Annotated in this window: 15 protein-coding genes; 11 read left to right on the top strand and 4 right to left on the bottom strand. The window is 58.9% G+C overall.

Annotation, left to right across the window (positions count from 1 at the left end):
- Window positions 1–84: 84 nt before the first annotated feature.
- The 3 genes from malQ to rpsI all read left to right on the top strand — a co-directional run bounded on the left by malQ (window position 85) and on the right by rpsI (window position 3,505).
- A complete protein-coding gene (gene malQ / locus NBH12_RS00315) occupies window positions 85–2,250 on the top strand; it encodes a 4-alpha-glucanotransferase (RefSeq protein WP_003829866.1) in 2,166 nt (721 codons plus the stop codon).
- A gap of 291 nt (window positions 2,251–2,541) precedes the next feature.
- Entirely contained in the window at window positions 2,542–2,991 is a 450-nt protein-coding gene (gene rplM, locus NBH12_RS00310) for a 50S ribosomal protein L13 (RefSeq protein ID WP_003829867.1), read from the top strand.
- 22 nt (window positions 2,992–3,013) lie between these two features.
- A complete protein-coding gene (gene rpsI, locus NBH12_RS00305) occupies window positions 3,014–3,505 on the top strand; it encodes a 30S ribosomal protein S9 (protein ID WP_003829868.1) in 492 nt (163 codons plus the stop codon).
- 83 nt (window positions 3,506–3,588) lie between these two features.
- Here the strand turns inward: rpsI and glgX are convergent, their stop codons facing one another.
- Complete coding sequence (gene glgX / locus NBH12_RS00300; protein WP_003829869.1) at window positions 3,589–6,036, bottom strand: glycogen debranching protein GlgX; 2,448 nt, start codon at window positions 6,034–6,036, stop codon at window positions 3,589–3,591.
- Between the two features lie 295 nt (window positions 6,037–6,331).
- Here glgX and NBH12_RS00295 point away from each other — a divergent pair, with 295 nt between their 5' ends.
- The 3 genes from NBH12_RS00295 (at window position 6,332) to NBH12_RS00285 (ending at window position 9,367) form a co-directional block, all read left to right on the top strand.
- Window positions 6,332–7,336, top strand: a complete 1,005-nt coding sequence (locus NBH12_RS00295; protein ID WP_003829871.1) for a zinc-dependent alcohol dehydrogenase family protein — start codon at window positions 6,332–6,334, stop codon at window positions 7,334–7,336.
- Between the two features lie 185 nt (window positions 7,337–7,521).
- The gene (locus NBH12_RS00290) at window positions 7,522–8,895 is read left to right on the top strand and encodes an MFS transporter (protein WP_003829872.1); all 1,374 of its coding nucleotides are present in this window, start codon (window positions 7,522–7,524) and stop codon (window positions 8,893–8,895) included.
- Between the two features lie 73 nt (window positions 8,896–8,968).
- A complete protein-coding gene (locus NBH12_RS00285) occupies window positions 8,969–9,367 on the top strand; it encodes a VOC family protein (RefSeq protein WP_014484259.1) in 399 nt (132 codons plus the stop codon).
- A gap of 79 nt (window positions 9,368–9,446) precedes the next feature.
- On the opposite strand, the gene NBH12_RS00280 is transcribed toward NBH12_RS00285, so the two are convergent.
- The gene (locus tag NBH12_RS00280; protein ID WP_003831534.1) at window positions 9,447–10,595 is read right to left on the bottom strand and encodes an ROK family transcriptional regulator; all 1,149 of its coding nucleotides are present in this window, start codon (window positions 10,593–10,595) and stop codon (window positions 9,447–9,449) included.
- A 220-nt stretch (window positions 10,596–10,815) separates the two neighbouring features.
- Here NBH12_RS00280 and NBH12_RS00275 point away from each other — a divergent pair, with 220 nt between their 5' ends.
- From NBH12_RS00275 to adhE, 4 genes are all read left to right on the top strand, one after another.
- Entirely contained in the window at window positions 10,816–12,153 is a 1,338-nt protein-coding gene (locus tag NBH12_RS00275; protein ID WP_003829875.1) for an MFS transporter, read from the top strand.
- Between the two features lie 111 nt (window positions 12,154–12,264).
- Window positions 12,265–13,305: an NAD(P)-dependent alcohol dehydrogenase gene (locus tag NBH12_RS00270; RefSeq protein WP_003829876.1), complete on the top strand. Its 1,041-nt coding sequence runs from the start codon at window positions 12,265–12,267 to the stop codon at window positions 13,303–13,305.
- Window positions 13,306–13,385: 80 nt separating this feature from the next.
- Window positions 13,386–14,333, top strand: coding sequence for a helix-turn-helix domain-containing protein (locus NBH12_RS00265; RefSeq protein WP_016462585.1), 948 nt, complete (start codon window positions 13,386–13,388; stop codon window positions 14,331–14,333).
- A gap of 408 nt (window positions 14,334–14,741) precedes the next feature.
- Window positions 14,742–17,465 (top strand): bifunctional acetaldehyde-CoA/alcohol dehydrogenase, encoded by a 2,724-nt coding sequence (gene adhE, locus NBH12_RS00260; RefSeq protein WP_052789301.1) that lies wholly within the window; start codon window positions 14,742–14,744, stop codon window positions 17,463–17,465.
- Between the two features lie 290 nt (window positions 17,466–17,755).
- Here adhE and NBH12_RS00255 read toward each other — a convergent pair whose 3' ends face one another.
- Both NBH12_RS00255 and budA read right to left on the bottom strand, forming a co-directional pair.
- A complete protein-coding gene (locus NBH12_RS00255) occupies window positions 17,756–18,652 on the bottom strand; it encodes a YwiC-like family protein (protein ID WP_025263250.1) in 897 nt (298 codons plus the stop codon).
- Between the two features lie 360 nt (window positions 18,653–19,012).
- Window positions 19,013–19,786: an acetolactate decarboxylase gene (gene budA / locus NBH12_RS00250; RefSeq protein WP_003829882.1), complete on the bottom strand. Its 774-nt coding sequence runs from the start codon at window positions 19,784–19,786 to the stop codon at window positions 19,013–19,015.
- Window positions 19,787–20,234: 448 nt separating this feature from the next.
- Between budA and rpsJ the strand changes: the two genes are divergently transcribed.
- Window positions 20,235–20,543, top strand: coding sequence for a 30S ribosomal protein S10 (rpsJ, locus tag NBH12_RS00245; protein ID WP_003827292.1), 309 nt, complete (start codon window positions 20,235–20,237; stop codon window positions 20,541–20,543).
- Window positions 20,544–20,550 lie beyond the last annotated feature (7 nt).

The following is a 20,550-nucleotide window of genomic DNA, read 5'->3' as shown; positions in this document are numbered from 1 at the left end:
ATATGGTTGCTCAATTGTTGCAAACGTAAGCATTCTATGGCCGTCTTACGGTGTGGCGCGGCTTTTCGGCGCTACACTGGGGCTATGAGTGAGAATACCGAGAGTAAAGAACGATTGGCTCGTCCGCTGATTCGATTGGCCAAATTGGTGGGTATCGGTACCAGCTATGTGGGCATGAGCCACGATTATCATGAGATCGACGATGATGTGCTCATCGAAATCCTGTCTGCTCTAGGCATCGAAGCCCGAAACGACGATCGGCAAAAGGAAGCCATTCACAGGATTTTGAAGGAACGCCATAGCCGACTGGTTGCTCCAACAGTGTTGCATACCGTCGGCGAGGAAGACCGTCTGCTCGTTAACACCGGCATCATGGAGATACCTTCTGCAAGCATCATCCTGGAGAATGGTGAGTCATACGAGGGGACCATCGGAGTCGGTCCGGGAGACGGATCTCCGGCGTTCGATTTGGATGGTAACTTTGTGTCTACGGCATCGCTGATCATTCCCGCCGATGTACCGGTCGGCTATCACACCCTGCATGTCAAGGTCGGTAACCGTTCGCAGGACGCCACCCTGATTAGTGCGCCGAGCCAGGTTCCGTTGATTGACCCGATGAAGGACGGTAGCCTGTGGGGCTGGATGGCGCAGCTGTACTCGATTCGTTCCTCCGGATCATGGGGTGTCGGCGATTACGAGGATTTGAAGACCATATTGGTCGACGCCAAGCGGAAGACCGGCGCTGATTTTGTGCTGGTCAATCCGTTGCACGCCGCCGAACCGGTGTCTCCGCTTACGCCGTCGCCGTATCTTCCGGTGAGCCGTCGTCTGGTCAATTTCACGTATATTCGCCCTGAGTCGGTACCGGAATACGCCACATTGCCGACCGATGCCAAGAATGAAGTGGATGGACTGCACTCCGATGTGGAGCCGCTGAACGGCGATGCCCAGGTCATTGACCGTGACGCCATGTGGCGCAGCAAGATGCATGCTCTGTGGATTATCTTCAAGGCCGGTCGCACTGCCGAGCGTCAGGCCGCATTCGACCAGTTCAAGACGGATTTCGGTTCCGACCTCGAAGCCTATGCCACGTGGTGCCTGTGTTATGACAAGTGGGGTGCGCCCTCGGCACAAGGCGACAATTGGGAACAGGCCCTTGGCCGGGATTCTCAGCAGATTGCTGATTTGAAGCGTCAATTCCCCGATACGCTCGACTTCTACCGCTGGCTCGAATGGGTGGCGTCCGATCAGCTTGCCGCTGCGCAGCAGGCGGCCAAGGATGCCGGCATGGAAATCGGCATCATGTCTGATATGGCGGTCGGTGTGCATCCCCTCGGCGCGGATGTGTGGTGGAATCCTGAGCGGTTCGCCAAGGGCGCTACGGTTGGCGCTCCGCCGGATATGTTCAACCAGCAGGGCCAGAATTGGAGCCAACCGCCGCTGAGCCCGCTTGATTTGGAAGCCACTGGCTACCAGACCTACCGCAACATGGTGCATGGTATGTTCGCCCGTGCCGGTGCCGTGCGCATCGACCATATCCTTGGTCTGTTCCGTCTGTGGTGGATTCCTGAGAATCATTCGGCAACGGATGGTGCCTATGTGCATTACGATTCCAACATCATGCTCGGCATTCTGGCCATCGAGGCGTCCCGCGCCAACGGCGTGGTGGTCGGTGAGGATTTGGGCGTGATGCCCGATTATGTGGCCGATTCCCTGTCCGGCCACGGCATTCTCGGCTGTGCGGTCGAATGGTTCGAGCAGAGGGACGGGGTGTTCCGCACACCATCTCAATGGCGTCCGTATGCCTTGGCGTCCGTGAATACCCATGACCTGCCGCCGGCCGCCGGATACCTGGAGTATGAGCACGTCAAGATTCGCGAACGCTTGGGGCTGCTGACTGGCCCTGCTGAGGAGTTCCAAGCTTCTGCCAAGGCTGAGCAAAACGCCATGATTGCTATGCTGGTTGATCAAGGATATCTGGATGCCGATTTCGCCGAACACCGTGAGGAGCACGAGGCGGACATCATCGATGCGTTGTACCGTGCGCTGAAGGGATCTCCGTGCAAGCTGCTTGCCGCCTCGATTACCGATGCGGTGGGGGAGAAGCGTGCGCAGAACCAGCCCGGCACCAATAACGAGTATCCGAACTGGCGTATCCCGCTGGCCGACGATAAGGGCAATGTGGTGCCGCTCGAAACCCTCTTCGACACCCCCGGTGCCCAACGTTTCGCCCAAATCTTCAATAACTGACTCACTCCAGCCCCCCCCCTCTGATGAGAGGGCTCCTCGCGAAGCGAGGTGGGGGAGAGACGACATAAAAAAGCGGGAGTGTCTCCACAGTTGCCCTATGTCAAGACTGGCGATATACTAGTGGATTGTTGTGTTTCCCTAAGGGGTCCTTCAAAGCGCTATCCCACTCGCCATCGAGGACTTTCAGGGAGCCCACGGATAATGAGGCCTGAAGCCTCTTGGATGCGGCCCTGACCAAGCCGCGCCAAGCAGCTGACAGCCCGGAACACAATATATAGAAAAGGTAATCCAGTGAAAACCTTCACTCCGAAACCAGCTGATCTGACTCACGACTGGTACGTCATCGACGCCACCGACGTGGTGCTTGGTCGTCTCGCCTCCCAGGCTGCAATCCTGCTGCGTGGCAAGAACAAGCCGACTTTCGCGCCGCACGCCGACTCCGGCAACCACGTGATCATCATCAATGCCGACAAGATTGCTCTGACTGGCAACAAGATGGGCAAGGAACTCTACTCGCACTCCGGCCGTCCTGGTGGTCTGCGTCGCGACTCCTACGCCGAGCTGCTCGAGAAGAACCCCGAGCGCATCATCAAGGAAGCTGTCAAGGGCATGCTGCCGAAGAACCGTCTGGCCAAGGTGCAGCTCGATCGTCTGCGTATCTTCCGCGGCGCTGAGCACCCGCACACCCCGCAGAAGCCCCAGGTCTTCGAGATCGCTCAGGTCTCGCAGCAGGCTAAGTGAAACCTGAGAGGAGATAAGAATCATGGCTGAAAACACCAACGACTCCCAGGTTGTCGAGACCGAAGAGGAGCTCACCAACTACACCACCGAGACCAACGCTGGCGCTGGTACCGGCACCTCCGCGATCGAGCCGGGCTACGGCACCGGTCGCCGCAAGGAGGCTGTCGCCCGTGTCCGTCTGGTTCCGGGTGACGGCAAGTGGACCATCAACGGCCGCACTCTGGAGGAGTACTTCCCCTCCAAGCTGCTGCAGCGTGAGGTCAACTCCCCGATCGTTCTGCTCAAGCTCGAAGGCAAGTTCGACGCTATCGTCCTCGTTGACGGCGGCGGCACCACCGGCCAGGCCGGCGCCATCCGTCTCGGCGTGGCCCGCGCTCTGAACGCCATCGATCGTGACGCCAACCGCGCCGCCCTGAAGAAGGCTGGCTTCCTGACCCGCGACGCCCGCGTCGTGGAGCGCAAGAAGGCCGGTCTGCACAAGGCACGTCGCGCCCCGCAGTTCTCCAAGCGCTAAAGCTTTACGGCTTATACGAAACCCCTCGGAAATTCGATTTCCGAGGGGTTTCTTGGTATTTCGGACGGTATTTTGACTGGCGTTTAGATGGTTGGCATCTGCTTCATCGCGCTGATGCTCAATGCCGGAAGCGTCCACAATGTCGGATCATCTTCCGACAGCCCATCATCGGCGGATTGCAGATCGTCCGCATCGTCTTTCATCTGCCAGTACATCATGTTGATGCGGTGCAGATGGTTGCGGAGTCTGCCCGCGGGCTTGCTTTCCGATTCTTCGTCGAATTCCGACACACGTTCGATGGACGTTCCCAATCCCGGATATTCGCCGACAATCTCCGACGAGGACCAGACCATCTCCCATTCGATGTCTTTCGGCAGATGAAAACGCGTGACCTCATCGGAACCGTTGATCAGAATCAGCAGACTTGGCTCGTCGGGAGATAGCAGCTGCATGGCGAACGGACGGACGGAAGGATTCGTCCAATCCGCATCATTTGGCATCTGTCCATTCGGCAAATACCAATGCACGCGATCGGATTTCTTCAGCAAACCGATTTCGCTCAGGCGAGTGAAGAAATCCTCATGATTGTACAAATCACGGGATTTACGCAATGTGATTAAACGGGAAGTGAGATTGAACTGCTTCAATTCCGGCGTTTGTTCGGTACTGTACAGCCAATCCCAATCAAGCCAGGTGGTGTCGTTATCCTGCGTGTAGGCGTTGTTGTTGCCGTTCTGCGAATTGCCGAATTCGTCGCCGGCAAGCAGCATTGGCGTGCCTAGCGAAAGCAGCAGCGTACCCAGCAGGTTCATGGTGGCGCGTTGCCGTTGCTGCACGATGATTTGATCGCCGCTGGGGCCCTCGTGACCGAAGTTGACGGAATGATTGTCGTTTGTTCCGTCGCGGTTGTTTTCGCCGTTGGCCTCGTTATGCTTGGTTTTGTACATGGTCAGATCGGCTGTGGTGAAGCCGTCATGGCATGCCACGTAATTCACGGACGCGGTCGAACCGCGGCCTGGATCGGTGGCGAACAGGTCGGATGATCCGCACAAACGTGTGGCCATCTCCTGCATGGTCATTTCGCCGTATTCTCCACCGCGCATGCGATCCACGTCGGTCAGCCAGAATTTGCGTGTGCAATCGCGGAACCTGTCGTTCCATTCGGCGAAGGGGATGCCGAATTCGCCGGTGCGCCAGCCATTTGGACCGCAATCCCAAGGTTCCATGATCATTTTGAGATTGCCGAGCAGCATGTCAGAACGCAATGCATACAGGAACGGATGGTAGCGGGTGAATTCATCGTCGAGACGTGCCAGCGTCGCCGCGAGATCGAATCGGAATCCGTCGATGCCAATGCGTTTGGCCCAATAGCGCAACGAATCCACGGCGAACGTGGTGACGTGCGTGTTGGTGAAATCAAGTGTGTTGCCGCAGCCGGTGGTGTCGTACAGGCGACTCATCTTGTCTTTGGTGCGTCGATAGTACGACAGATTGTCAAGTCCGCGCCAGCATACGGTCGGCCCTTCCGGACCGGATTCGCAGGTGTGGTTGTAGACCACGTCCATAATCACTTCGAAACCGGCCTCGTGCAATGCGCGCACCATGTCAATGACTTCCTGGCGTACGGCGGCGGCGCCGGCCTCCTGGGAGCGCTTGGTGGCGTATGAGGCTTCCGGCGCGAAATAGCCGAGCGTCGAATATCCCCAATAGTTGACGCGTCCGCGTTCCTGCAGAAACAGTTCGGATTGCTTGGCTTGAATCGGCAGCAGCTCAATGGAAGTGACGCCCAAATCCTGCAGGTAGGAGAGCGTCGCCGGATGTGCCAAACCTGCATAGGTGCCGCGAAGCTCTTTGGGAAGCCAAGGCGCGTTGGCTGTGAAGCCTTTGACGTGCAGCTCGTAGATCACGGTTTTGCTCCATGCCACATGCGGGTGTGATGGCTCACCGTCATGCTTGTTGGTGGCACGGTCGTCTATCGCCACGGAAACGGGAACATGCCCCACGGAGTCGATGGTGCTCATCGGGCCGAATGGCGAACCTTTGACTTTGCCGTTCACGATCTCGCATTCATAGGAGAACGCTCCGGGATCAAGCTCCATTGATCCTTCGATGCCTTTGGCATAGGGGTCGAGCAACAGTTTGTACGGGTTGAAGCTCACGCCGTGGTCGGGGTCCCATGGGCCGTTGACGCGGTATCCGTATTGCATGCCATCCCAAGCCTGGGGAACGTGAACGTACCACAGTCCGTAATTGGGCCCGTCCATGCGGAATAGTGTTTCGCGAAGATTGAGCGAGGGGATTCGCCGAGTGCAGATGCGCTGTTTCATCGCCTGATCGATGAAGGTCAGCCCCGGCTCGTTGAACAATCGTACTGCGTCGGCATAGAAGGCGCTCGGCTGGTCAAGTGGTTCAAGTACGCAAAACCACAGCTGGTCTGCTGTTTCCGAGCGGACGATGGCGTCGGCGCCACCGTCATCGGTGAAGTAGAGACCTGGGCGGGTTGCGTAACGGTGCAAAGACGGGTTCTTCATAACCTCATTCTAAACACTTTGGAATTATCTGTTGACTTGCTATGTCGGGACCATTTCCGCCCATGTCAGATCGATGGTTGCTGCGCTGCCGGTGAGATGCCGTTCTGGCTATTTTTGATGATGATGTGCATATTGTGATGGTGGTTTTTTGAAAAACGTTGATTTTCTGCGGCAACACGATTTGCAAATAACTTTATGAAAAGAAATTTGCAAAAGAATTTAAGAAAGTGTATAGTTTTCAATCATCAGGCAGAACGATCTGCCGGAACCTCTTTCATAGTGGAAAGGACATATCATGAAAGCTCTTGTACTGACCGGTGTCAAGAAATTCGAAATCCAGAACATGCCAACACCGCAGATCGAACCCGATGAAGTGCTGATCAACACCGTATATGCAGGTGTGTGCGGCACGGACCACGACCTGTACGCAGGTCGCCCCGGCTCCGCTGCCGCAGTTCCGCCGATCGTGCTCGGCCATGAGAACTCCGGCGTCGTCGCCGCGGTCGGTTCAGAAGTCACCAACGTCAAGGTCGGCGACCGCGTGGCCGTCGATCCGAACATCTACTGCGGCCAGTGCGAATTCTGCCTGACTCAGCGTCCGGAACTATGCGACCACTTGAGCGCGGTCGGCGTCACCCGCGACGGCGGTCTGGCCGAACAGTTCACCGCTCCCGCCACTGTGGTCTACAAGCTGCCCGACAATGTCTCCCTGCGTGACGCGGCCGCCATCGAACCGGTCTCCTGCGCGGTGCACGGACTCGATCTGCTCAAGTTGCACCCGTACCAGAAGGCGTTGGTCATCGGCGACGGCTTCATGGGGCAGATCTTCGTCCAGCTGCTGCAGGCGTACGGCGTGCATCAGGTGGATCTTGCCGGAATCTTCGACGAGAAGCTGCAGCGCAACAAGGAGCTTTTCGGCGTCACTGAAACGTACAACACCACCCGCGAGCAGATTCCGGCGGACTCCTACGACGTGATCGTCGAAGCGGTCGGCCTGCCCGCCACCCAGGCCCAGGCGGTCGCCGCGGCCAAGAAGGGCGCCCAGGTGCTGATGTTCGGCGTCGGCCCGCAGGAGGCGCATTTCGAAATGAATACGTACGACATTTACAAGAAGCAGCTGACCATCCAAGGCTCCTTCATCAACCCGCTCACCTTCCGCGATGCCATCTCGCTGGTTTCCGCCGGCAAGATGAACATCGGCGGCCTGATCAGCCACGAACTGGGGCTCGACGAGGTGCAGGACTTCCTCGACGGCAAGATCAAGGGCGTTTCCAAGGCCGTCGTCAAGATCGGCGAGTGACGCCACGGGCCATCCGCCCACACGTATGAAATCATGGCCGTCGCCACGCGCACACGGACGGCGGCCATGCCTCCCGCGGTGCGGGGCGCCGGCAAAGGGGCCGGAACCGCTGTGTGCGAACATTCATATGACTGTGAAACGATCTTCCCAACGTCGGTGAAGGTCGGGTAAGGGGTTTATTGCTCATGATTAGGCTGCTTGAGCGCCTCGGCGTTCCCCGGGTGCTGATGCTCGGCTTCCTGGCCGTCGCGATCTTCATGACCGGTGACGGCTTCGAACTCACCTTCCTCTCCAAATTCATGGTGGATCAGGGATTCACCTCATCCCAGGCTTCGCTGTTGGTCACCGTGTACGGTCTGTTCGCCGCGGCGGGCGGATGGTCCGCCGGCATGCTTGCCGAGATGTTCGGTGCCAGACGCGTCATGATGTTCGGCGCATGCTGGTGGATCGGCATCCACCTGCTGTTCCTCGGCGTGGCCATCCCCAGCCGCATCTATCCGCTGATCCTCGGCCTGTACGCCCTGCGCGGCATCGGCTACCCGCTGTTCATCTACAGTTTCGTGGTGCTGATGGCGCAGCACATCTCCCCGTCCAGACTCGCCTCGGCCACCGGATTCTTCTGGACCTGCTTCTCGCTGGGCATCGGCGTGTTCGGCGCATACCTGCCGAGCTTCATCATGCCGGTGTTCGGCGAATACCGCACCTTCTGGTTCGCGCTGCCGTTCTCCATCGTCGGCACGATCATGTGCTTCCTGTTCGTGCCGAAGAACAAGGTCGTCAAAGGCGAAGGGCTGAGCCGTAAGGAACAGCTGAAGGAACTGGCCGAAGGCGCCACCATCCTCGTCACCAACCGCAAGATCCTCATCTGCGCGATTATCCGCATCATCAACAACCTGCTGCTGTACGGCTTCCCCGTCATCATGCCCCTATACCTGTGCACCACGCACAACGGCGGCATCAACATCTTCAAAACCGAGGAATGGATGCGCATCTGGGGCTTCGTATTCGTGGTCACCCTGATCTTCAACACCTTCTGGGGTTGGTTCATGGATCGTTTCGGATGGGTGTGGCCGATGCGCTGGTTCGGTTGCGCGGTGCTCGCCGTCGGATCCGTCGCCTTCTACTACATTCCGCAATGGTTCGGCGCGAACGCGCTGATGATGATTGTCGCCTCGATCATCGTGGGCATCGGCACCTGCGCCTTCTCGTCGCTGCCGACCATCATGACGTTGTACGCCGGTGAAGGCAAACAGGGCGCCGCATTGTCCGCCTACAATCTCGCGGCGGGCCTCACCACGTTCGCCGGTCCCGGCGTCGCCACGATTCTTCTGCCGGTCATCGGGTACGGCGGCGTGTGCTGGACGTATGCGGCGTTGTATGTGCTGGCATTCGTGCTGACGTTGTTCATCCGGCCGCGGCAGCCCGGATTCGACGAGCATGGCCATCGGATCGCTAAGGCAAAGAACGGAACGGCGCCGCAAGACGATGCGGTGCCGGCGGTCAACACGGTATCAGAGGAGAGCATCGGCGTCGGTGTTGCCGCAGCCGAAGCCGTCTAGACTTAATCGCAATCCAATCGTCAACGACGTTGATATGAACCATCATCCATCAACCAATGCAAAGGAGATCATCATGACCAAACCCATGTCCGCCTTCACCACCGATCTGCAGCATTCCGGCATGATCGCCAGGGATCTGGACGAAACCATCGCGTTCTACACGGAAAAGCTCGGATTTGAACTCGCCGGACTGTTCCATAACGGCGACAACCGTTGCGCGTTCCTGCGCTACGGGCATCTGACCATCGAAACCTGGGAGGGTGAGCCGGCACCCGGCGTCACCGGCGCCATCAACCACTGGGCGTTCGACACCCCGGATATCGAGGCCGCGTTCGCCAACGCCAAGAAGCTCGGTCTGGAGTTCAAGGACACCGAGATTCAGCACATCGACAGCTTCTGGGAGCATGGCATCCGCTACTTCAACGTGTACGGTCCCAATGACGAGACCATCGAATTCTGCCAGATCGTGTGATAACCGGATCCGCAATGGCGGGAAGGGCCGCTGCCCCACCTGATTCCAAGGTAGGGCAGCGGCCCTTCCCGTATCGTGTTCACCTTCGGGGCAGTGGCCTCATGCGTCCGCAGATGCCGTCCACGTAGTCGCGCACGAAACGCAGCGCGGCGCCGATGGTGTTCTGATCCTCGATGCAGATGCTTTTCTTCAGTGTGAAGTCGGTCGTGAACGGGCTGAGCGACTCCGCGCGATGCTTGAGTTCGGTCAGCATGTCGTCGTCCAGATATTGCGCGGCTTCGCCACCGATGATCACGTCGCCCGCGATCACCGAACGGATGTTGACGATCGCCTGCGCCACGTACCCCATCCATTCGTCGAAACGCTTACGATGCCCGCGTTCGCCTTGGCTCAGCACCGAGAAGAAACCGGGCATGCCTTCGCCGTCCTCCAGCAGGGCTTCCGGCGAGCAGTACGGGTCCATGCATCCACGCTGCCCGCAATAGCAGGGTTTTCCGCCGGGCACCAGGCACATGTGCTCCACGGTGCCGTTGGACAGGTTCGGCCCTTGGTAGAGCGTTCCATGGGCGATCACCGCACCGCCCGGGCGCCGTTCCAGATAGATGCAGACGGCGTCGCTGATGCTGGGGTCGAACCAGAGCTCGGCCATGGCCGAAGCGTCCGAGTCGTGGATCATGAGCGCCGGGAATTCGATGTGCCGGGTGAGTTTCTCCAGCGTCAGACCGGTATTGCCGACGATCTGCCCGAAGGTGATCGCGCTGCCGTCCGGGGAGACTATGCCTTGGATGGAGAAGGCGATGCCGAGCACCTGGCTTCCCGAACGCACCACACGCCCCGCGAATTCGGTGACGAAATCGCCGACCATATCGTAGTAGTCGCTGGTGTTGCGGTAGGAGACGCGCTTGCGTTTGCGGGCGATCACCTCGCCGTACAGGTCCACCGCCACCAGCGTGACGCCGTCCGCGCGCATCCTCACGCCGATCGCCGCATGCGATTTCGCGGCGAACACGTGGGTCTGCGCCTTGCGTCCGCCGGTCGATTCCGTCGGCTCGCCTCGTCCGACCAGTCCCTCATCCTCAAGGTCACGCAGATTGGCGGTGATGGTGGGCAGGCTCAGCCCGAGGGTCATCTGCAGATGCTGCTTGGTGGACGGGCCATGCCGGTACAGATGGTCGATTATCGCCTGACGGTTGGCCTGTTTGACCGCTGTGGATGGCATGGGCTTCATGACGTATCCTTTCCGTTTCGCGCGTCGTTGCCTATGTAAGGCCCCTCATTACTTTAGCAAAAGACTTTTTGAAATGTTGCCCTGTCTCGCGTGTTAAAAAAGTATCACAACGAGGTGGTTGGGCACCAAAACACCCGGTTTTCCAGCATGAGAATGGTATTACGCCCAAGGAGGAGCGGACAGACACAACAGACAACGAAGTGCTGGGAAACGAGGAAACATGTCCATAGGATTGCCAAGGAAACTGTTGGCGGGATTCATTGCCATCGCCGTGTTCATGACCGGTGATGGCTTCGAACTCACCTTCCTGTCCAAATACATTGTCGATCAGGGATTCAGCTCATCTCAGGCCTCGCTGATGTTCACCATGTACGGGCTCATGGCCGCGGTCGCAGGCTGGGCGTCTGGCGTGCTCGCCGAGATGTTCGGCGCCAAGCGCATCATGCTCATCGGCGCGATCTCGTGGATCTGCCTGCATCTGGTGTTCCTGACCATGGCATTGCCGTCCGGTTCCTATGCGTTGATGCTCGCGGTGTACGCGATGCGAGGCGTGGGATATCCGTTGTTCATCTACAGCTTCGTGGTCCTGATCTCGCAGACCGTCGATCCGGGCAAGCTCGCCACGGCGATGGGCTGGTTCTGGACGTCCTATTCCTTCGGCATCGGCGTGTTCGGCGCATACCTGCCGAGTTTCACCATCGGATGGGTCGGGGAATACGGCAGCTTGTGGCTGTCCCTGCCGTTCGCGGTTGCCGGTCTGCTGATCTGCCTTGCCCTGGTGCCGTCGACCCGCAACGAGAAGACGGAAGGGATGAGCGCCAAGGAGAAATTCCATGAGCTGAGCCGCGGCGCCACCATCCTCGTGGAGAACCGGCAGATCGCCCTCGCGGCGGTGGTCCGTGTGATCTGCAATCTCACGCTGTACGGATTCCCGGTCATCATGCCGCTGTATCTCGCCACCCATACCAATGGCGGCGGCGCATGGTTCGAAGTCTCGCAGTGGAGCCAGATCTGGGGATTCCAGTTCGTCGTCACCGTGTTCGGCAACGTGTTCTGGGGTCGTATGGGCGACCGTTACGGATGGATGCGGCAGATGCGCTGGTTCGGATGCTGGGGGTGCGTGCTCGGCACGCTGGGCATGTATTACATTCCCCGCTTCTTCGGCGGCAATATGGCGCTGATGTGCGCCGACGCGATTGTGCTCGGTCTGGGTATCTCCGCCTTCGTGCCGATGGGGGCCATATTCCCGGCCCTCGCCCCGGAGCATAAGGGCGCGGCGATTTCCGCACACAATCTCGCCTCCGGCTTGACCACGTTCTTCGGCCCGCTGATCGCCACGGTTCTCATCTCCACCGTCGGTTATAGCGGCGTGTGCTGGGCCTATGCCGGGCTCTATGCGGTCGGTTCGCTGATCACGGTGTTCATCCGGCCGAAGCAGCCCGGGTTCGATGAACGCGGGCGGCGACTGAAGGGCAAAGGCGCCACGGTCCTGGAATCCCGGAAGCCTCTGGAGTCGAGCGGCGAATTGGCGCAGCCCGAACCGGAATGTCGGGGGTAGGTCGTCGCTCGACGGTGAGAGCCCACTCGTCGGTGTCATCGGCCATGGTGCCGTGGCCCGCCGGCAATCGAATATGTAACCAAACAACCAAACAAACAGAAGGAGTACATCATGAAGGCAGTCGTTCTTGAGAAGAAGGGCGTCATCAACGTGCGTGAGGTGCCGGACACCCCGGCTCCGGCGGCGGGGGAGCTCACCATCGCCCCGCATACCGTGGGGGTGTGCGGATCCGATCTGCACTATTACACGCATGGGCGTGTGGGCAAATACGTGGTCGAACAGCCGATGATCCTGGGGCATGAGGCTTCCGGTACCGTCGTCGCGGTCGGCTCAGGCGTCGAAGGCTTCGAAGTCGGCGATCGCGTGGCCATGGAACCCGGCATTCCGGACATGAATTCCCGTGCCAGCAAACTCGGCATGTACAACGTCGATCCGGCCGTGCGTTTCTTCGCCACCCCGCCGGTGGATGGCTGCCTGTGCGAGACGGTCAACCATCCCGCGGCGTTCACCTACAAGCTTCCGGACAATGTGAGCTATGGCGAGGGAGCGCTGCTCGAACCCACCGCCGTCGGCATGTGGGCCGCCACCAAGGCCGGCATCAAACCCGGCGACGTGTGCGTGGTGACCGGCTCCGGCACGGTGGGCATGCTCACCGCCTCCTGCGCGCTTGCCGGTGGCGCATCCAAGGTGATCGTCTCCGACGTTTCCAGCATCAAACTCGACATCATCGGCAAGATTCCGGGAATCGTGCCGGTGGATCTCACCAAGGAGGATCTCGTTGAACGCGTGCGTGAGGAAACCGGAGGCTGGGGAGCCGACGTGATCTTCGAATGCTCGGGTGCCCCCAAAGCCTACGAGACCTTCTTCAAGCTCGTCGCGCCGGGCGGCACCGCCGTCCTCGTCGGCATCCCGGTCGATCCCGTGAGCATCGACATCACCGAGCTGCAGGCGACCGAGGTGCGCATCGAGAATGTGTTCCGTTACGCGAACGTCTACCAGAAGGCCATTGACCTGGTCGCCAGCGGTAAACTGAACCTCAAGCCGTTCATCACCGACACCTATGCGATGGCCGATGCCAAGGCCGCCTTCGACCGTATGGATGAGGGACGTCCCGGCGATATCAAGTTGCAGATTACCGTGGATCGCGACTGAGCCGGGTATGGTTCGGCCCATCCGGTGGGATGGGCCGGGCCGTTCCGCCGGTGATGCCAGGGCAAGCGAAGGGGGCTTCGATGAATGCCGATATCATGTTCGCCGACCGTCGTCGGACCGTCGTGGAATCGGGCTCTGGGGCGTTGGAGGTCATCGTTCCCGATGCCGATGCAGCGGTGCGATGGGCAAGCCACGGGTATCCGAATTCACTGGCCAAGTGGCATCATCATCCGCAGATCGAGTTCCATCTCATCCGTGAGGGTTCTGGGCTGATGATGGTGGGTGATTGCGTGGTCCCCTGCCGCGCCGGGCATGTCGCCTTGATTGGTTCGAATCTTCCGCATAACTGGGTTTCCGATGTGAAGCCGGGGGAGCGGTTGGCCCGACGTGACGTGCTGTGCCATGTGCGTCCCCAGACCGTGAAGGCGTTGATGGCGTGTTTTCCGGAAACCGCCCGGTTCAATCTGGTACTGCGCCGTGCCGCGCGTGCGATGGTGCTGTCCGGGGAGTCGGCCCAGGCTGCCGGAGCGTTGCTGGAGGGGATGGGCGACCATGATCCCGCGCGTCGTGTGGCCGACCTGATCGAGCTGTTCGGCGTATTCGCCGACGCTCCGGAGACCGAGGCATCCACGGTGGTGACGCCGGGGTATGATCTCGAGCTCAGCTCCGACACCGAACGCACGGTGAACGAGGCCATCGCCTATGTCACGGAGAACCTGGCCGGGGAGATATCGCTGGAGGAGGCGGCCCGTCTGGTGTCGATGAGCCCTTCGGCGTTTTCCCGTTTCTTCAAGCGGGCGGCCGGCATCGGATTCTCGGATTTCGTGCGACGGCTGCGTATCGGCAGGGCCAAACGTCTGCTGGCCACAACGGATCGCGCGGTGGCCAGGATCCGGGAGGAATGCGGGTACGACAATGCGTCGAATTTCAACCGGCGCTTTCTGGACGAGACGGGAACGACGCCGTCGACGTATCGAAAGGCTCATCGGAAGGCGGGGCGGAAACCCAGTGATAACGCCGATTGGTGATTTCGCCGATGGGCGGTCACACGACAAGCCCACTAAAATAAAATGATTTTGTAGAAGTTGTCTAACAAGGCAGACTTGAATACGTGAGTTTTAAAAAACGGCTTTTAGAAATAGGGGTGATGCAATGTTCATTTGATATATAAAATGAACAAAAGGTTACAATTAGGAGAGAGTGAACAGAGTTTTGTGCAAAAATAATCCTTGTTTGAACATTAAGCACACGGAATATAACACGAAACGCACAACTCGCTTAAGGGATGAAAAGATGCAATGGGTCATGTATATTGTGATGCAGGTCACAGGCGATTCAGTGTCATGAAGCGTCGTGACGTGACTGTTGCACAACGGCAATCAGCAATAAGGAATAACGCACCACGTTCCAGATCTCTATTAGAGGAGGATCCTACAGTGGCAGAAACTAAGAACAGCGCAACGAAGCCGACTCCGGAAGAAAAGCTTGCCGCAGCCGAAGCTGAAGTGGACGCACTCGTAGCCAAGGGCCAGCAGGCTCTCGTCGAATTCGAAAAGCTCGACCAGAAGCAGGTCGACCACATCGTCGCCAAGGCCTCCGTGGCGGCGCTGAACAAGCATCTCGTGCTCGCCAAAATGGCCGTCGACGAAACGCACCGTGGCCTGGTGGAAGACAAGGCGACCAAGAACATCTTCGCCTGCGAGCACATCACCAACTACCTGGCTGGTCAGAAGACCGTCGGCATCATCCGCGAAGATGACGTGCTCGGCATCGATGAAGTTGCCGAACCGGTCGGCGTGGTCGCCGGCGTCACCCCGGTCACCAACCCGACCTCCACCGCCATCTTCAAGTCCCTCATCGCCCTGAAGACCCGCTGCCCGATCGTTTTCGGCTTCCATCCTGGCGCACAGAAGTGCTCCGTTGAGGCCGCCAAGATCGTGCGCGACGCCGCCATCGAGGCGGGCGCCCCCGAGAACTGCATCCAGTGGATCGAGCACCCCTCCATCGAGGCGACCGGCGCACTGATGAAGCACGACGGCATCGCCACCATCCTCGCGACCGGCGGTCCGGGCATGGTCAAGGCCGCATACTCCTCCGGCAAGCCCGCCTTGGGCGTGGGCGCCGGCAACGCGCCGGCCTACGTCGACAAGGACGTGGACATCGTGCGCGCCGCCAACGATCTGGTGCTCTCCAAGCACTTCGATTATGGCATGATCTGTGCCACCGAGCAGGCCATCATCGCCCACAAGGACGTCTACGCCCCGCTCATCAAGGAACTCAAGCTGCGCAAGGCCTACTTCGTCAATGCCGAAGAGAAGGCCAAGCTCGAGAAGTACATGTTCGGCTGCGTGGCCGGTTCCGGTGAAAAGCCGGTGCTGAACTCCGTGGTGCCGGGCAAGTCCCCGCAGTTCATCGCCAAGGCCGCCGGCTTCGACATTCCTGAGGATGCCACCATCCTCGCCGCGGAGTGCAAGGAAGTCTCTGACGATGAGCCGCTGACCCACGAGAAGCTCGCTCCGGTGCAGGCCGTCCTCAAGGCCGATAACAAGGAGCAGGCCTTCGAGATGTGCGAGAAGATGCTCAAGCTGGGTGCCGGCCACACCGCCGCCATCCACACCAACAACCAAGAGCTCGTGCGCGAGTACGGTGTTCGTATGCACGCCTGCCGCATCATCTGGAACCAGCCTTCCTCTCTCGGCGGCATCGGTGATATCTACAACGCCATCGCCCCGTCCCTGACCCTCGGCTGCGGCTCCTACGGCGGCAACTCGGTTTCCGGCAACGTGCAGGCCGTGAACCTCGTCAACATCAAGCGCATTGCTCGGAGGAACAACAACATGCAGTGGTTCAAGATCCCGGCCAAGACCTACTTCGAGCCGAACGCCATCAAGTACCTGCGCGACATGTACGGCATCGAGAAGGCCGTCATCGTCTGCGATAAGGTCATGGAGCAGCTCGGCATCGTCGACAAGATCATCGACCAGCTGCGTGCCCGTTCCAACCGCGTGACCTTCCGCATCATCGACTACGTCGAGCCGGAGCCCTCCGTCGAGACCGTCGAAAAGGGTGCGGCCATGATGCGCGACGAGTTCGAGCCGGACACGATCATCGCGGTCGGCGGCGGCTCCCCGATGGACGCCTCCAAGATCATGTGGCTGCTCTACGAGCACCCGGAAATCGCCTTCTCCGATGTGCGCGAAAAGTTCTTCGATATCCGTAAGCGCGCCTTCAAGATTCCGCCGCTGGGCAAGAAGGCCAAGCTGGTGTGCATCCCGACTTCCTCCGGCACCGGTTCCGAAGTCACGCCGTTCGCTGTGATCACCGACCACAAGACCGGCTACAAGTACCCGATCACCGACTACGCCCTGACCCCGTCCGTGGCCATTGTGGATCCGGTGCTGGCCCGCACCCAGCCGCGCAAGCTGGCCTCCGACGCCGGCTTCGACGCCCTGACCCACTCGATGGAAGCCTACGTGTCCGTGTACGCGAACGACTTCACCGACGGCATGGCGCTGCACGCTGCCAAGCTCATCTGGGACAACCTGGCTGAGTCCGTCAACGGCGAGCCCGGCCTGGCCAAGACCGACGCCCAGGAGAAGATGCACAACGCCGCCACCATGGCCGGCATGGCGTTCGGCTCCGCGTTCCTTGGCATGTGCCACGGCATGGCCCACACCATCGGTGCTCTGTGCCACATCGCCCACGGCCGTACCAACTCCATCCTGCTGCCGTATGTGATTCGTTACAACGGCCAGATTCCTGAGGAGCCCACCTCTTGGCCGAAGTACAACAAGTACGTCGCTCCGGAGCGCTACCAGGACATCGCCCGCAATCTCGGCATCGACACCGGCAAGACCCCGGCCGAAGCCGTGGAGAACCTGGCTAAGGCCGTCGAGGATTACCGCGACAACAAGCTCGGCATGAACAAGAGCTTCCAGGATTGCGGCGTGGATGAGGATTACTTCTGGTCCGTGCTTGATCAGATCGGCATGCGTGCCTACGAGGATCAGTGCACCCCGGCTAACCCGCGCATCCCGCTGATCAACGACATGAAGGACATCGCCGTTGGTGCCTACTACGGCGTCTCCCAGGAGGAAGGCCACAAGCTGCGCATCGAGCGCGAAGGCGAGGCCGCCACTGAGGAAGCCTCCGAGCGCTGATTGCAAGAGTCTAATGGCCATGTGCCATTAGCGATATGAGACCAAACGGTTTCATGACCGCGTAACAGGAGTCCGACCCCATTCCGGGGCCGGGCTCTTTGTCATATGTTGTGTATTTTGCTATGTGATGGAAAGCCTTTGGGGCGCCACCGCGACGTGTATTTCCCACCGCGCAGTGTCCCAGAATGGCGGAATTCCGCGGATAAGGAACTCTCGCTAACATCGTGGTGGAAGAATCACTACGTGGTGGGCATTTCACCGCGCGGTGGAGGCCCTATGCATAGGCGGCATTACATCAACACCGCCGCAAGAATGCAGCCAAAAGCAATAAGACTGGCGAATGCTTCGGTAATACCAGTTACCACAGGTTTCATGGTTCGGTACCGAGCGGCCACAGGCAGGGCGATGGCACGGGCCATTAGCAGCACGCTCATTGTTATGAGGAACGGATTATGCCCTGCCACTATGGTCAGCGCCACCAACATCACATGCCATACCCACGATGCTGCCACGTACGAACGCTTCCCACGTTCTCGAATCATGGTTTTGACCACCAATACCGAGCCGTATTGGATGAGTGCGAACAGCGCAGTGGCAATCAGCCCGTTCATGGGCAAAGAACCAGCGGGCCACCAGGCACGGGGTTCAAATATCTGGCTGAATCCCGGCATATTCCGAATCATGGCACGTGCGGCGTCTGTATCGGCTCCGCACGAGGCTTGCGCCGCGTTGAGAGGAATAGCACATGCCGTCTTGGCAGCGCTGCCGAATGACGTGATTACCGTGGCCATCGTCGACGCGGCAATCACCGATACCGCATTGCCCCACAGCGAGCGCTCCTTCCTCAACCACGAGGACAGCATTGATAGCGCGACCAGCACTATATATAAAGGAGCCCAGCGCAGTATGCCGGTATGCGTAATCAGGAATGGCAGGCCAATTACGGTAAGTGCCACGGTATAGGCAATCATCGGTGGCAGATAGCGGTGCGAGAAGTGTGCCTTGAACCAGTGCGCAGCGCTGAACTGCACGCAATAGCACAAAGCCCAAATCGCCAATAGCCAGAGCGTATCAAGATTAGGACCACCGATAATGAAGCCTGCCGCTGCGGGCAGCATAACCATCACCCATGCGCCGGGCTGATTGTCAAACCAATCACGTTTGCGGGTCGTGCGTTGTGCCGTCATAGCTGGCAATAGTATCGTAGCGGCCGGTTCTAGATAAGAGCAATGTGAGACTAATAACGTGTTAACCGACTACCGGCAGTGTGGGAATCCGATTTCAGGCGTGCGCGCGGTATGCGCGGTTATCCGAAGAATATGAGTTGGATTCGCGCTGTTCTTGCGGAAATCATTTGCGATACGAGTAAATGTCGCAGGCTGTGTGTGGGGGGGGGGGTAGCCGAGCCTATTGGCTTGGCAATCATTCGCAATGCAAGTCAATGCCGCCGGCCACGGGGAGTGGGGAACATTCGTTTCGTCCCAGAAAGTGCCGAGGGCCAATGCCGCCAGCTATGGGGGAGTGGGCTTGGACTATTGGCCGGGCAATCATTCGTTGTGTGGACGAATGTCGCCTTCGGCACTGGAGATGGCCTCAGCAATCGGATCCTGACTGAAATCATGATTGCGGTATCCGGGATCATCCACCGGCAGATGCTGTACTAGGGTGTCGAATACCTGACTGTAGATTTTGCCTCGTTGGAGTACCGCATCAAGCACATGCCCGCCGAACGTGTGGTCGTCGGACAAAAAATGCTCATGGAATCCGGCCACGGCAGCACCATGAAACATCACAGGGGAGAAGTATCCGAGCATGGTGCCTTTGACATCGTGGCGCAGGAACACGGCCTGTCGATCGGCCACTTCCACCAACGTGGGGTAGGGTGCCTGTTGCTTGATGACCGCGCGGGTCTTGATGAAACTGAACGTGCCGCGCACCACCACCGAGAAGAAGGTGTTCGCGCGACCGTTGGCCTCAACGATTTTCTTGTTCAGTTCCTCAAGACCAATATCTTCGCGTTCGCACTGATACTGGAATGCCGCCCTATGGCTGTTGGCAAATGGCATCGTGAAATCATCTGGCACGCGCTCGGCCACACCGGATTGGCCGACCTTATATGCGACCCCATCCAAGATAATGAGCTCGCCGTCGAGCCCTTCGCCGGTGCCGATACCCGTATCGCCGTGCTTGAGCAGCTCGCCGATGGTGGTGGTGCCTTCCAGCAGGCCTGGTACCAGTAGGGCCAGGGTGCCATGTTGGTACAGCACGTTTGCGCCATGTTCGTGAATGGGTTTGATGTTTTTTGCCAGTGATTGTGTCACGTCGCTTAGCGTAACGCCCAGTGCTGTACGTCACAATCCGAACGTTCATATTTGGTGCGTGATTTATGACACGTGTGTACGAGCAGACGATTCCCGGTTTCTGCAGTTGGCTGTTCACCCGTAATCGCCAACCTATTCGTATCGAGTCAAGTAATCTTTTTTGATGGTTTATGAGAGTATGGTCGGCGCGAGCACGCGACACGCGCGGATTCCAGTGTCCCGCCTCGATGGTTGAATAAACAAGTTGCCTGATTTGGGCTCGCAAATTGGAATTGAAAAAGCGAGCGCGGGCCGGGAACCACTTCTTGTAGGTGGCAAACGGAGACTGCGCACTGATGTCGGATGACCGCCAGAGGACGTATGTCCAAGGGAGGCCATGCGCGCCGGTGCCCTGAAGAAGCAGGTTGGTAAACAGTACAACGAACATCGCTAGAAAGGGCGGACGGCAATGGCGGGACAGAAAATCCGCATCAGGCTTAAGTCCTATGACCATGAGGTCATCGACCAATCGGCGAAGAAAATCGTCGAAACGGTGACGAACGCGGGCGCAACTGTAGTTGGCCCCGTTCCGCTGCCGACCGAGAAGAACGTCTTCTGTGTTATCCGTTCTCCTCACAAGTACAAGGATTCTCGCGAGCACTTCGAGATGCGCACTCACAAGCGCCTCATCGACATCGTGGACCCGACCCCCAAGGCCGTGGACTCCCTGATGCACATCGATTTGCCTGCGGATGTCAACATCGAAATCAAGCTGTAAGGGAGGA

Origin of the sequence: Bifidobacterium sp. M3-N-101 (assembly GCF_023656805.1) — a bacterium.
Classification (GTDB): domain Bacteria; phylum Actinomycetota; class Actinomycetes; order Actinomycetales; family Bifidobacteriaceae; genus Bifidobacterium; species Bifidobacterium breve.
This window is presented reverse-complemented; position numbering and strand designations above follow the sequence as displayed.

What these genes read in the sequence shown, in the direction of transcription:
- malQ (WP_003829866.1), top strand. Translation starts at nt 85, where the DNA reads ATGAGTGAGAATACCGAGAGTAAAGAACGATTGGCTCGTCCGCTGATT.
- NBH12_RS00255 (WP_025263250.1), bottom strand. Translation starts at nt 18,652, where the DNA reads ATGACGGCACAACGCACGACCCGCAAACGTGATTGGTTTGACAATCAG.
- NBH12_RS00275 (WP_003829875.1), top strand. Translation starts at nt 10,816, where the DNA reads ATGTCCATAGGATTGCCAAGGAAACTGTTGGCGGGATTCATTGCCATC.
- NBH12_RS00265 (WP_016462585.1), top strand. Translation starts at nt 13,386, where the DNA reads ATGAATGCCGATATCATGTTCGCCGACCGTCGTCGGACCGTCGTGGAA.
- rpsJ (WP_003827292.1), top strand. Translation starts at nt 20,235, where the DNA reads ATGGCGGGACAGAAAATCCGCATCAGGCTTAAGTCCTATGACCATGAG.
- NBH12_RS00290 (WP_003829872.1), top strand. Translation starts at nt 7,522, where the DNA reads ATGATTAGGCTGCTTGAGCGCCTCGGCGTTCCCCGGGTGCTGATGCTC.
- glgX (WP_003829869.1), bottom strand. Translation starts at nt 6,036, where the DNA reads ATGAAGAACCCGTCTTTGCACCGTTACGCAACCCGCCCAGGTCTCTAC.
- NBH12_RS00285 (WP_014484259.1), top strand. Translation starts at nt 8,969, where the DNA reads ATGACCAAACCCATGTCCGCCTTCACCACCGATCTGCAGCATTCCGGC.
- NBH12_RS00295 (WP_003829871.1), top strand. Translation starts at nt 6,332, where the DNA reads ATGAAAGCTCTTGTACTGACCGGTGTCAAGAAATTCGAAATCCAGAAC.
- rpsI (WP_003829868.1), top strand. Translation starts at nt 3,014, where the DNA reads ATGGCTGAAAACACCAACGACTCCCAGGTTGTCGAGACCGAAGAGGAG.
- NBH12_RS00270 (WP_003829876.1), top strand. Translation starts at nt 12,265, where the DNA reads ATGAAGGCAGTCGTTCTTGAGAAGAAGGGCGTCATCAACGTGCGTGAG.
- NBH12_RS00280 (WP_003831534.1), bottom strand. Translation starts at nt 10,595, where the DNA reads ATGAAGCCCATGCCATCCACAGCGGTCAAACAGGCCAACCGTCAGGCG.